The following is a 14,777-nucleotide window of genomic DNA, read 5'->3' as shown; positions in this document are numbered from 1 at the left end:
AAGTACTGAAAGAACCTATCTTGATTTAGCTCTGTTTTTTCAGCCAACAATCAGCATAGTTCAGCAAGGTTACCGAACAGACTTAATATTATAAACCAAATGCTAATGCCTATGAGAACCTAAAAGAATCTTTTTGCACTGATATATATTAGACAGTCTAATATATATATCCCCAAATCACATTTTTATGTTTAACCGAATAATTTAATGTATGACAAAAAGAACTAACCTGTTTCCGAAGCTCACATGCCCTCGAGAAATGCACTTTTTGAAAATAGCAGGCATCAGTCTCCTGTTATTCTGCACGACATCACAAGTTGCCGTAGCAGACACTTATGAAACATATGCTGTCACAGCCACACAGCAGAGTAAAACGGAGAAACTCACAGGTAAAATAGTCGATGAAAACGGAGAAGCTATTATCGGTGCCTCTGTAAAAGTACAAGGAAGCACTATCGGCACCATTACCAACCTAGAAGGAGAATTCACTCTGTCCAATGCCCCCCGCAAGGCCGTACTTGAAATCAGCTATATTGGATATAAACCGTTGGAAATCGCTATTGGAAAGTCCAGAGATTTGCGTATCACCATGGAAGAAGACACCAAGACACTGGATGAAGTCATCGTGGTAGGTTATGGCACAACTTCCAAACGTAAAACCACTGCTGCCATTGCCAGTGTCAACACCGAAGACATCATCAAAGCACCAACGGCAAACATCACCCAAAGCCTGGCGGGACGTGCACCGGGTCTATTGGTTACGACCAGCGGTGGAGGTCTGAACAATTTCTCCAGTATCTCTATCCGCGGTGGCGGTACTCCTCTATATGTAATCGACGATGTTATCTCGGAAGAACGCGATTTTCGCAACCTGAATGCTGAGGATATCGAACAAATCACGATTTTGAAAGATGCCGCTTCTACCGCCGTTTACGGAGCACGTGCCGCTAATGGTATTGTAATGATAGTCACCAAGCAAGGTAAAGCAGGAAAAATGAGCGTCAACTATAACTTTAACTATAACTGGAGCCAACCTGCCAATATGCCCAATAAACTGGATGCTCACGATGCAGCCTTCTACAAAAACATGAGCATGACCAATGACGGATTGGCACCGGCTTATACGGATGCCGAGCTAGAATTGTTCCGTAACGGGTCAGATCCACGTAAGTACCCCAATACAGACTGGCAAGAACTCTGTTTGAAGAACTTCGCACCAGAAATGCAGCATACCCTGACCGTTACCGGTGGTAGTGAAAAGATAAAAGCATACACTTCACTGGGATTCTACGATCAGAAGTCACTCTATAAGTTCGACGTAAACAGCTTCAAACGCTATAACTTCCGTACAAACATTGTAGCGGACTTCAAAGAAATAGGTTTGAAAGTTACTTCCAGCATCGAAGCTTATAAGACGGACTTAAGATCGCCCAATGCCAAATCAGGAGACAGCTATTATCACACCTGGGGACATATCCAGAATAAAGCTCCCTGGGAAATAGCTTATAATCCGAACGGACAGATATTCAACACGCCGGACAACCCATTGCTGGAAATCTCCCCCGAAGCCGGATACACTAAGAACGAAAACCTCAGTGCCATAGCCAACCTCGCACTGGAATGGAGTGTACCTTATGTACCGGGCCTGCGATTAAAAGCACTGGGTAACTACCGCATTAACAACGACAAGTCAAAAAGCTGGAAAAAATCACCTTTAGCATATGACTGGGACGGCAATCCCAACGATCCGGGCAAGCCTTCACTGAGTAAGTCTTACTCAAACTGGTCATCGTACACCGTGCAAGGTTTTGCCAATTACGACCGCACTTTCAATCTGGTACACACAATCAGCGCCACAGCCGGTATCGAGGCTTACAAACTTTTCACTGACGACTCATCATTATCCCGCGAAGAGTATTTGCTGGATGTAGACCAAATTGGCGCAGGTCCTGTATCTACAGCCAAAAACAGTTCTTCGGAAGGTGAACAAGCACGTGCCGGTGTAGTAGCCCGACTGAAATACGACTATGCCAGCAAATATGTGGCCGAAGTTAGTCTCCGTTACGACGGTAGCGACAACTTCCCTCGAGGCAAACGCTGGGGAACATTCTATGCCGGATCTCTTGCATGGGTCATCTCGGAAGAAAATTTCTGGAAGACATTAAAGGACCGCCATATCTTCGACCAGTTCAAAGTGAGAGCTTCTTATGGAGAGATCGGTTCAGACGCTATCGGACGCTATGCCTACCTCCAATCATACGGACTAAATGATCGTGGTTACCTGCTGAACGGAAGCTGGTATCCGGGATTTTCCGAAGGCGCTCTGGTCAGCAAAGATATTACGTGGTACACCACCCGTGACTTCAATATCGGCTTCGACTTCGGATCACTCAACAATCGTCTTTCTGGTTCTGTAGACTATTTCCGCAAAAGTACCAAAGGTTATCTGACCTCTCCGTCAGCAGTAGCTTATACTGACCCGTTGGGTATCGCATTACCCAAAGTAAAGTCAAACGGTGAATTCATCCGCCAAGGTGCTGAGTTTATTCTACAATGGAAAGAGAAGAGAGGTGATTTCGAATACACTCTTTCGGGTAACTTTACTTACTTCGATCAATACTGGAATATCAATCCGAATGAAGCGGAAACAGATACCAAAAACCCATACAAACGCACGACTCAAGCCAAAGGATATTGGGGTATCGGATACGACTGTCTGGGCTATTACCAGAACCAGGAAGATATAATGAACTCACCTAAAAGACAGAGTTCCACCAACCTGGGTGCAGGCGACCTGAAATACAATGACTTCAACGGTGACGGTATCATTGATGGTTCCGACCAACACCGCATCGGTAAAAACAGTATGCCTCGCGGTCAATATGGTTTCAGCGCCGACTTGAACTATAAGGGTTGGTTCATGAACATGCTGTGGCAGGGAGCCACTCCGGCCGATCTCTACATGGGTGGTATAATCCAGGGAAGTCAAAGTGGCAGCGGCTATCCTCCTGTTATCTATGACTTCCAGACCGATGTATGGACCCCGAATAATACGGGAGCCCGCTATCCACGTTTGAGAAGTACGGCAAGCTATAATGGCAATAACAACTACGGCAGTTCGGACTTCTGGCTGATCAACACAGGTTATCTTCGTCTGAAGACACTATCCATCGGTTACGATTTCAAACATAAACTACTGAAAAGGGTAGCATGGATGAATAAATGCAACGTTGCTCTGAATGGTTATAACTTATTGACTTTCAGCAAAGCGAATAAATTTGATATCGATCCGGAAATCGGCGATGGAAACCTTTATACCTATCCGGTTTCAAGAGTATATTCCATCAGTATCAATATAGGATTCTAATAGTATGAACTTAAAAAGAAGACAATATATGAAATTCATAAAACACATCACTCCCGCGCTCTTTTGCGCAGCACTGACACTCCAGAGCTGCGAACACTTCCTGGATACGAAGCCTATGGAATCTTATTCGGAAGACCTTGTCTGGAGTCTGAAATCAACAGCGGACGCTTTTGTATTGCAAACTTACAACAACGTCCTGCCATTCTATCACGATATCCGTACTGAAGAACAATGGACTCTAAACTCGGTCATGCGGCAAAATTGCCCGAATGAAGCCAGAGACCTCATGAACCGCGACTGGGAATGGGGATTCAACCAGTTTGGTACCATCCGCCGATGCAACCTGATCATCGAAAAATCGCAAGCATCTACGGGCTTGTCCGATGCTGATAAAAAAGCACTGGTAGCCGAAGGAAAGATGCTACGTGCCATGACCTATTATTACATTGCTAAACATTGCGGACGCGTAATCTGGGTTGACCATGTACTGAAAGAAACCGATGAATTCAATCTGCCTCTTACAGAATCTATCGATAAAACATACGATCTGATTCTGAAAGATATAGACGATGCCATCGCAGGATTACCCGAATCATCTTTACAGGGACGTATCAATGCCAATGCCGCGCGTGCGTTGAAATCAGAAGTCTGTTTAACGGCTGCTGCCTACAGCACAGACGACACACGTAAGAAATCACTCTTCGAGCAAAGTGTAGCCGCTGTAGACGGCATACAAGGGTACACATTGGACAGCAATTATGGTAGCATGTTCAATCAGGATGGCGCCAAAACTTCTCCTGAAATCATCCTGGCACGATATTACAGCAAAGATAACACAAACGGCTCAGGTACACTTATGCAGGAGATGCTGCCTAACCAAAGCAACAAGCGCTTGGAGGACTACGGAGGACGTCCGTTCTTTAATCAGGATCTGGTGTTTGAATGCTGGCTGGAACACTCACCTTCTCAAAACCTGGTAGACGATTATTTAGTGATTGACCAGACCACTAACCAAGGTGTGAAATGGAACAAGTCGACACAGTTTCTGAACAATACAACCGCATTATCCAATGCCGATGTAGCCGACATGGCTGTAGACCCCAAAGAACTGGACGCCAGCAGTCTGGCATACAAGACAAACAGCAGTGATCCCAATGTACAGATCAACGATTTTATCTACAAAAACCGTGACCAACGCTTCTACCACTCCATACAATATGATTCATGTATGTTCTACAATGAACTGATCACCCTTCACAAGGGTGGGAACCTACACAGAACAGCTGTAGACGGTAAAACACCGGGTAACGGGTATATCCCTATAACAAACTACATCTGGCGCAAATATATCTATATCAATGCCGAACGTATTTTCGTAAGCAATCCGACGGATTACCATTATGTCATCTTCCGCTATGGCCGCGCGTTGCTGAATAAAGCCGAAGCGTTGCTCGGACTAGCCAAATACGATGCATCGAAAGTGAGCAGTGCGGTAGCTACATTCAACCAAACGCGTACCACTCATGGCAATCTTCCTCCTTCTATTGCCACTTCACTGGCTGACGCATGGAACGATTACAAGATTGAACGTCATGTAGACTTAGCTTTGGAGGGTGATTATTACTGGAGCTTGTTGCGTTGGGGTATGTACGGAGGAGAAGCCAACCACGGAAAGCCTGCGGGAGACATCATTCCGGAACTGAGTTCACCGGCAACGTTTATTGAAATCAGCCAGGACAGACACCGCATGTTTGTAGGTACCATAGGTTACACCAACGCCGACCGTACATTCTCTAAGAAACGTTACCTGTTCCCGATTACACAAAGCATTATCAATGCCAACTCTGCCATTAATGACAGTGACCAGAACCCGGGATGGTAAATGTAGTATTTCATTAATAAACTAAAAAAAAGTAATATGAAGAGAATCAAATTATCAGATACGAAATGGCTCATGTTGCTGTTGATGTGTATGCCACTCATCGCTTCATGCAGTAAAGCAGACCTGCCCGCTTACGAAGAGGCGGAAATAACCAAAGTAGGTGCTTACCACCGCTTCTACTCCGGTGACAAGGATGCCCTCACCGGAGAAAACATTGTGGCTGAAAAGGAATTGGACCGTACGAACGACATTGACTCCGACAACGGAATCGCTACAGCCGTATTTACAATTCCTGCCGCAGGAGGCAAATTTACAGAGGCTGAACGCGCCAAGGTATCATTGAATAACCTCGTGGTTTACGTCAATATATCTACTGCTGCACGTGTCACCCCATTGGACGGTTCACCTAAGTTCGGTGTACCTGCCGATTGGACCCAAGAGCATAAATATAGCGTAATGGCTGCTGACGGTACAAAGAAAATCTGGACTATAAAAGTTAGTCTTAATAAATAGCCCGCATGATTATGGCTTATAAAAGTCACAGATTTCAATAGGTAAGTATTGCTTAATTTTAAAGCCGTTGGTGAACGCGTTTATGAGAATAAATCGTGATCCAACGGCTTTTATCTAACTCCTCACCGATCTCTAATTCAGAAAATTTATATACCTTTAGATCCCCCAATAGTTTCCGTCACTGATCTTATTAAATAATACATAAAACGAGAGATTAAATACCATGAAAAAGTATCTGCACATCTTATCCGCATTCCCTTTGCTTTGCGCTACCGCCTATGCGCAACAGAAAGATACCATCTACATCACCGATTTCGGAGCAACCCCGTACTCGTACGAAAACTGCGTTACGCAAATACAGGCAGCTATTGATGAATGTAAACGTACAGGAGCCAAGGTGCTTTCACTCCCCAACGGACGCTATGACATCTGGCCCGAAGGGGCTACCCGCAAAGAATACTTCATTTCAAATACATCGACAGAACAGGAATGCCCTTCGAAAGTAAAGACTGTGGGACTGATGCTGGACAAAATCAATGACCTGACCATCGAAGGAAACGGAGCCACACTAATGTATCATGGAAAGATGACAACCCTTGCTCTGGAGCATTGTAACCGCATAAGAATCAACAACCTGCATATCGACTTTGAACGGCCGGCAGGTTCTGAGGTTCAATATAAGAAAGTGACCGAAGGAGAAATAGAAGTATCCGTACACCCCGACACGCGCTATGAAATCGTAAATGGAAAAATCAACCTGTATGGCGAAGGATGGCGTTCAAACAAGAATCATTGCATCGAATACAACCCGGATACGGAATCTTTCACATACAGCCAAGGATGGAATATACTGGCAAACTCTGCCGCCCAAGAGATTTCTCCCGGAATCATTCGTTTTACAACCCCGGCAGGATTCACGCCTAAAGTGGGAAATACGCTGACCATTCGTGATATAATCCGTGACCAGGTAGGGCTTTTCATACTCGAAAGCAAAGACATTACACTAAGCAGAGTGCAAATGCATTATATGCATGGGTTAGGCATCGTCAGCCAGTATACCGAGAATGTAACGATGGACAGAGTCAGGTGTGCCCCCCGCCCGGGAAGCGGCAGGCTACTGGCAGCCTCAGCAGACATGATGCACTTTTCAGGATGCAAGGGAAAAATTCTTATAGATAGCTGTTATTTTGCCGGAGCGCAAGACGATCCGGTAAATGTGCACGGGACCAATCTGAGAGCCATTGAAAAAGTAGATGCGCAAACACTCAGATTACGATTTATGCACGGACAAAGCTATGGGTTCAACGCTTATTTCAAGGGAGATACAGTGGCTTTTGTCAGGGCGGCTACCATGGAACGCTTTGCCCGGGCAACAGTCCGGAATGTAGCACGAATATCAGACAGGATATTGGAAGTTCGCTTTGACCGGGATATACCGACAAGTATGGAACTCAACCATGATTGTATAGAAAACATGACTTGCACGCCGGAAGTGGAGATACGTAACAGTTACTTTACACGAACCAGTACAAGAGGTACTTTGGTTACTACTCCAAGAAAAGTAGTGATAGAGAACAATACGTACTACAAAACAGGAATGAGTGCTATCCTGATCGAAGCTGATGCCGAGGGATGGTATGAATCGGGACCGGTAAAAGATGTATGGATCAAAGGGAATACTTTCATAGACTGTGCCTACAACGGAGGTCCGGGGCATGCCGTCATCGCCATACATCCTTCCAACAAAATCGTTGATGCCTCGCATCCGGTTCATCAGAATATCCGTATCGAGAACAATACTTTCAAGACATTCGATTGTCCGGTACTCTATGCCAAAAGTACGGCAGGACTCTTATTCAGGAATAACACCATTACCCGTACACGAACCTTCCCCGCCACATCCGGCAACCCGTATACCTTCTATCTGAACGGCTGCAAAAATGCAGTGATAGAAAGCACCGTGTTCGAAGGAGAAGTGTTGGGGCGGAACATAAAAACAGAAAACATGAAAAGAAACCATCTGAAAACAACGCTTAAATAACCCACCCGACTTATGAACAAACCTTTATCGAACACCCCGCCCCGCTTGGCGTCACTGGACATTCTGCGAGGATTCGACCTCTTTCTACTCGTCTTTTTCCAACCGGTGTTATGGGCATTGGCACACCAACTCAACGCTCCCTGGCTGAACAGTATCCTTTCTCAGTTCGATCATGAAGTGTGGGAAGGGTTCCGCTTCTGGGATCTGGTGATGCCCCTTTTCCTCTTCATGACAGGAGCTTCCATGCCCTTCTCTTTCTCGAAGTTTAAAGACGATCCGGATAAGGGTCCCATCTACCGTAAAATCATCAGGCGTTTCATCCTGTTGTTTATTTTCGGAATGATTGTACAAGGCAATCTGTTGGGTCTCAACCCCAAATACTTGTATCTATATTCCAATACCCTGCAAGCCATTGCCACAGGCTATCTGATTGCAGCCATCATCCTGTTGCATTGCAGCTTCCGCCGGCAACTGATCGTTACTGCCCTGCTATTATTAATCTACTGGGCCCCAATGACCTTTCTGGGGGACTTTACACCGGAAGGAAACTTTGCCGAAAAGATAGACAAGCTGGTATTGGGACGTTTCCGTGACGGGGTATATTGGAATGAAGACGGTACCTGGAACTTCTCTCCGCATTATAACTACACCTGGATATGGAGCAGCCTCACCTTCGGAGCTACCGTAATGCTGGGTACTTTTGCCGGAAAGATAATGAAAGCCGGTAAAGATAACCGCCGGAAAGTAGTACGGACATTACTGGTGATCGGCATAGCCCTGGTGGCTTTCTCGCTGGTATGGAGTCTGCAAATGCCGATCATCAAACGGCTATGGACAAGCAGCATGACACTTTTCTCAGGAGGACTTTGCTTTCTGCTGATGGGTGCCTTCTATTACTGGATAGACTATAAAGGACACAGCCGCGGACTGAACTGGCTGAAAATATATGGAATGAACTCAATCACAGCCTATGTTTTAGGGGAGGTGGTCAACTTCCGCTGCATAGCAGCATCTGTCAGTTACGGATTAGAGCAATACCTGGGCGATTATTATCCGGTATGGCTCAGCTTTGCCAATTATCTGATTGTATTTCTCATTCTGAGGATCATGTATAAACAGAAGATATTCCTGAAGATCTAATCACATACAAGCAGACAGAGCGTTTAACAAACAATCTTTATAAGTATGAAAAGACATGTACTATCACTCGCACTCTTGTTATTTATGGCAGGAGGCACAGGGCTGATAAAAGCCCAAAAATCGCAGAACTATCTGTACGAAGTTCCTTCCCGCCCGTGGGAAGAGTCCTTCGGAAATCACCGGGCCGTACTGCAAATAGAAAAACCAGCACAAGTCGTGACTCTCGACTTTGAATGGCGGCGTCCGGATAAGGATGTGGACAACAAGCGGTTCCTGATTATCCATGCAGCAACCGGAGATACCGTCCGCAACATCCGCCGGATGGAAGTGAACAATGAACACTGCCGTCTGCAATTCGGTCCGGTAGAGAAAGAAGGTACTTACTACTTCTATTACTTGCCCTACCGGGTACAAACAGGATATGGGTTCTATGGCGGCGGATACCTTCCGAAAGAGAGTACACCGGACACAACCTGGCTGATCCAAGCCCAAACGACCCGGAGAAACCCGCAAGCCACAGTGGTAAAAGTTGAGGCACGACAGGCTTTCGACAGTTTTTACCCGATGGAAATAGCCTCCACGGCAAAAGAGAAAGAGAACTACATCAATCGGAACAAAGCTGCACTCTATCTGTTTGCAGAGGACCGCAGATATCCCATCCGGATGCGCAACGACCTCCCCACTAAATGGTTGACACATAAACAGGGGGAGCTGTTTCGAGGAGAAGCAGCTCCCAATGAATACTATACTTTCCAAATCGGAGTATGGGCTGCCAGAAACAAGGCCGACCGGATCGGTTATCAGGCTTCTTCCCTCCGGTGTGGCGAAGAAATAATTCCGGCAACCGCCATCACTTGTTTTAATGTGGAAGGTACAGACCCTTACGGAAAGACCTTCAAGAAAGAAGTAAACGTAGCCGAAGGAAAAGTGCAGGCCCTTTGGTTTGGAATAGATATTCCCGGAGGACAGAAAGAAGGCGTTTACACGGGCACTATCACTATCAGCAATGCCGCCGGAGCGCAAGGTACAATCCCCGTAAGCATACGGATCACGGGGAATCCACTGCCCGACAGAGGGGACAGTGAATTGTGGAGATACAGCCGCCTGAGATGGTTGAATTCAACCTTGGGCATTGCCGACACCCCCACTGCTCCTTACACAGCTATGACGATGGAAGAAAACCGTATCGGATGTCTGGGACGCACCATAACGGTGGACGAAACCACAGGATTACCGGCACAAATACGTTCGTGGAATAACGATGTGCTGAGTAGTCCCGTACAGTTTGTGATACAAACGGACAGCGGAGTGAAAGAACTGAAAGCAGGCCCCCAACTGACGGAACAGACAGCAGGCCATGTCGCAGGAAGTTGGAGAGCCGAAGATGAAGATGTAGCCGTAGACTGCAAAGCAATCATGGAGTTCGACGGATGGATGAATTATATATATACCATTACCCCTAAAAAGCGAATAGAGGTGAAAGATATCCGTTTGGTATTGCCGGTCAGAAATGAAATAGGAACTTACTTCCTGGGCATGGGTCTTCCGGGACAAGCCACTCCTCAACAGTATGACGGAAAATGGGATGCCCCCGAGAAAACGGTGAATAATTTCGGAGTGTCTATCCCCACATCCAAAGAACAACAATGGTTATGGCCATTCGACAGTTTCTGGATCGGAAACGAACATGCAGGTATCCACTGTGAATTCAGAGGCAGCACCTACAGCGGTCCGCTGTTGAATCTGTATCGTCCGGCCTATCCGGAAAGCTGGTTTAACGGCGGTAAGGGCGGCTTCTCTATACGGAAAGAGGCTGATGGAGTGAAAGCCGTGGCATATAGCGGAGCACGTACACTGGAACCCGACCAATCCATTACCTTCGACTTTGCCATGATTGTCACCCCGGTAAAACCACTGAATATGAAAAGCCAGTTCACGGACCGCTATTATCACAATGGCCCCAAACCCACACCGACACAGGCGGACATCGACGCAGGAGTACGCATCATCAACGTCCATCAGGGAAACGGCTACAACCCATTTATCAACTATCCCTTCCTGACAGTCGATAAGATAAAAGAATTCACCAAAGAGTGGCATGCCCGGGGATGCAAAGTAAAGATATACTATACGCTGCGCGAACTAAGCAACGCTACCGCCGAGATATGGGCCATCCGCAGCTTGGGACATGAAATACTGAGAGGCGGAGACGGCGGAGGATTCCCTTGGTGCCGCGAACACTTCGTAACGGATTATACACCGCAGTGGTACGAGCACTTTGACTATACCAACGAACAGGGTATCACGGCCGATGCATCCATACTAACAGCGGAAGGAGACTCCCGATGGTATAACTACTATATAGAAGGACTACGTTGGATGGTGCAGAACCTGGATATCGACGGTATCTATCTGGATGACGTTTCCTTCGACCGCCGTATCCTGAAACGAATGCGCCGGGCAATGGAAAGCGTAAAACAGGGATGCCTGATCGACTTGCATTCGAATACTGGATTTTCCAGGGGACCTGCCAATCAATATACAGAGTTCTTCCCGTATGTAGACAAACTATGGTTCGGCGAGAGCTTCCTTTATGATAAAATGACTCCGGCCAACTGGCTCGTAGAGTCATCAGGTATTCCGTTCGGACTAACAGGCGACATGCTGTACAGAGGAGGTAACGCATGGTTGGGAATGCAATATGGAATGACCGTTCGTTATCCATGGTATACGGAAGGAGTCAACTGCGATCCGCGACAGGTATGGAAGGTATGGGATTCATTCGGCATTGCAGATGCCGCCATGCTCGGATTCTGGGAAGAACACCCGGCCGTCTCCACATCCGACGAAGCTGTCAAAGTCACTGCCTACCGAAAGCCGGGAAAAGTCCTGTTATCCTTAGGTAATTATTCGGATGAAGTGAAGACCGTAAAGCTGAACATAGACTGGGAACAGACAGGGCTGGATCCACAACAGGTGAAACTCATGGCACCCGGGATTCCGGACATGCAACAAGCCACTGAATGGGACATCAACGCTCCGATTGTGACAGCTCCCCGAAAAGGTTGGCTGATCTATATAATCCCAAAGTAAACATTTTATAGTCTGCACAAGATTCAAGGTTTTTCTTTATCTTTGTGCAGACTATGATCAACCAATACTAACTAATCCTAATAACACCAAAAACATGAAGAAACTTTACTCACTTCTCTTCACTGCCTTGTTTGCCCTGCCGGCTGCACATGTCCATGCTACCGATTACACACAAGGACTCTCCATCTGGTTCGACACACCGAACACACTGCAAGGAAGAGCTATCTGGTACGGAAGCCGTCCCGACCTTTGGAAAGGCGAGAGCAAACCGGAAAGTGCAGGAGACACAGCCAGAAACCCGGATGCCAACTGGGAGTCACAATCTTTACCGATAGGAAACGGAAGCATCGGTGCCAACATCATGGGCTCGATAGAGGCAGAGCGCATCACTTTCAATGAGAAAACCCTCTGGAGAGGGGGACCTAACACCTCAAAAGGAGCAGAAGCCTACTGGAATGTGAACAAGCAATCGGCACACGTACTGGACGAAATACGCCAGGCCTTCAGCGAAGGAGACCAGAAGAAGGCTGCAATGCTGACACGTAAAAATTTCAATAGCGAAGTGCCTTACGAATCGAATCGTGAAAAGCCTTTCCGCTTTGGCAACTTTACCACTATGGGAGAATTTTACGTAGAAACCGGGCTGAGTGCTGTGAACATGAGCGGTTACAAACGTATTCTCTCACTGGACTCGGCACTGGCCATAGTGCAATTCAAGAAAGATGACGTAGCCTACGAGCGCAGTTACTTCATTTCCTATCCGGCCAATGTGATGGCAATCCGTTTCAAGGCAGACCGTCCGGGCAAGCAAAACCTGACTTTCAGCTATGCTCCCAATCCGGTGTCAACGGGAAGTATGACAACCGATGGCAATAACGGGCTCACATACACCGCCCACCTCGACAATAACGGTATGCAGTATGTTGTACGCATCCATGCCACCACTAAAGGCGGAACATTGTCAAACGCAGACGGAAAAATAACCGTAAAGGACGCGGACGAAGTAGTATTCCTCGTCACTGCGGATACGGACTATAAAATAAACTTTGATCCGGACTTCAAGGATCCCAAAACATATGTAGGAGTAAACCCTGTCGAAACCACCCGCCAATGGATGGACAATGCCGTAAGCATGGGATATGATGTATTGTTCAAGCAACATTATGATGACTACGCTACCTTGTTCAACCGGGTGAAGTTGCAGTTGAATCCGGATCAGCAAAGTGCCAATCTGCCTACAGCCAAGCGTTTGCAAAACTACCGGAAAGGACAACCGGACTTTTATCTGGAAGAGCTCTATTATCAGTTCGGACGCTACTTACTTATCGCCAGTTCGAGACCGGGTAACATGCCTGCCAACCTGCAAGGTATCTGGCACAATAACGTAGATGGACCATGGAGAGTAGACTACCACAACAACATCAATATACAGATGAACTACTGGCCGGCTTGCCCGACTAACCTCAATGAATGTACACTCCCGTTGGTGGACTTTATCCGTACACTGGTAAAACCGGGACAGAAAACAGCACAGGCCTACTTCGGAACAAGAGGATGGACCGCATCCATTTCAGCCAATATCTTCGGATTTACCGCTCCGCTCGAAAGCGAAGATATGTCGTGGAACTTTAATCCGATGGCCGGCCCCTGGCTGGCAACACACATCTGGGAATATTATGATTATACCCGTGACAAGAAATTCTTAAAAGAAACCGGATACGATTTGATTAAGAGCAGTGCTCAATTTGCTACTGATTTCTTATGGCGTAAACCGGACGGAACCTATACGGCAGCTCCTTCCACTTCGCCCGAACACGGACCGATTGACGAAGGGACTACCTTTGTGCATGCCGTGATCCGCGAGATTTTGCTGGACGCCATCGAGGCAAGCAAAGTACTCGGAGTAGACAGCAAAGAACGCAAACAGTGGCAAGAGGTACTGGCACATCTGGCTCCATACAAGGTAGGACGTTACGGGCAGCTGATGGAATGGTCGAAAGACATCGATGATCCCAAAGACGAGCATCGTCATGTAAACCATCTCTTCGGACTGCATCCGGGACATACCCTCTCACCTATCACCACTCCCGACTTGGCTAAAGCCGCAAGAGTGGTACTTGAACATCGTGGTGACGGAGCAACCGGATGGAGCATGGGATGGAAACTCAATCAATGGGCACGTCTGCAAGATGGCAACCATGCTTACAAGCTTTTCGGTAACCTGCTGAAAAACGGTACACTGGATAATCTGTGGGATACTCACCCGCCTTTCCAGATCGACGGGAATTTCGGAGGTACCGCAGGTATCACAGAAATGCTGTTGCAGAGTCACATGGGATTCATCCAATTACTCCCTGCATTACCGGACGCTTGGAAGGACGGAAGTATAAGGGGAATTTGTGCAAAAGGGAACTTTGAGGTGGATATGTCATGGAAAAACGGACAACTTGCAGAAGCCACCGTTTTCTCGAAAGCCGGTGAACCATGTACAGTAAGATATGGCGATAAAACTCTTTCTTTCAAAACAAGTAAAGGCAAGGTTTATAAATTGGCAGTAGAAGCCGATCGCCTGATCGTCAAATAATACTTCATAGTAGGCTGATAAAATAATATCCCCGGAGGAAAGATATTTTTCCTTCGGGGATATTTTTATTTCGTCACATCTTTATTCCTATTTAACGTGAGTTCGATATAAGGGTTAGAATTATTTATTTGAAAATTAGGAACATAGCGATAAAAGT

Annotated in this window: 7 protein-coding genes; all 7 read left to right on the top strand. The window is 46.6% G+C overall.

Annotation, left to right across the window (positions count from 1 at the left end):
* Positions 1 to 211 precede the first annotated feature (211 nt).
* Positions 212 to 3,367, top strand: a complete 3,156-nt coding sequence (locus JZY04_RS20285; RefSeq protein WP_122142303.1) for a TonB-dependent receptor — start codon at positions 212 to 214, stop codon at positions 3,365 to 3,367.
* Between the two features lie 28 nt (positions 3,368 to 3,395).
* A complete protein-coding gene (locus tag JZY04_RS20280) occupies positions 3,396 to 5,249 on the top strand; it encodes a RagB/SusD family nutrient uptake outer membrane protein (RefSeq protein ID WP_122142304.1) in 1,854 nt (617 codons plus the stop codon).
* A 36-nt stretch (positions 5,250 to 5,285) separates the two neighbouring features.
* Positions 5,286 to 5,762 carry a hypothetical protein gene (locus tag JZY04_RS20275; protein ID WP_122142305.1) on the top strand — a complete coding sequence of 159 codons (477 nt, stop codon included), beginning with the start codon at positions 5,286 to 5,288 and terminating at the stop codon, positions 5,760 to 5,762.
* Between the two features lie 223 nt (positions 5,763 to 5,985).
* The gene (locus JZY04_RS20270) at positions 5,986 to 7,803 is read left to right on the top strand and encodes a right-handed parallel beta-helix repeat-containing protein (RefSeq protein WP_122142306.1); all 1,818 of its coding nucleotides are present in this window, start codon (positions 5,986 to 5,988) and stop codon (positions 7,801 to 7,803) included.
* Between the two features lie 12 nt (positions 7,804 to 7,815).
* A complete protein-coding gene (locus JZY04_RS20265; protein ID WP_122142307.1) occupies positions 7,816 to 8,943 on the top strand; it encodes an acyltransferase family protein in 1,128 nt (375 codons plus the stop codon).
* A gap of 45 nt (positions 8,944 to 8,988) precedes the next feature.
* The gene (locus JZY04_RS20260; protein ID WP_122142308.1) at positions 8,989 to 12,036 is read left to right on the top strand and encodes a glycoside hydrolase domain-containing protein; all 3,048 of its coding nucleotides are present in this window, start codon (positions 8,989 to 8,991) and stop codon (positions 12,034 to 12,036) included.
* Between the two features lie 94 nt (positions 12,037 to 12,130).
* Entirely contained in the window at positions 12,131 to 14,620 is a 2,490-nt protein-coding gene (locus JZY04_RS20255) for a glycoside hydrolase N-terminal domain-containing protein (RefSeq protein WP_122142309.1), read from the top strand.
* The last annotated feature ends 157 nt before the right edge of the window (positions 14,621 to 14,777 follow it).

The organism is Bacteroides sp. 11BF, from assembly GCF_019633765.1.
GTDB lineage: Bacteria > Bacteroidota > Bacteroidia > Bacteroidales > Bacteroidaceae > Bacteroides > Bacteroides hominis.
This window is presented reverse-complemented; position numbering and strand designations above follow the sequence as displayed.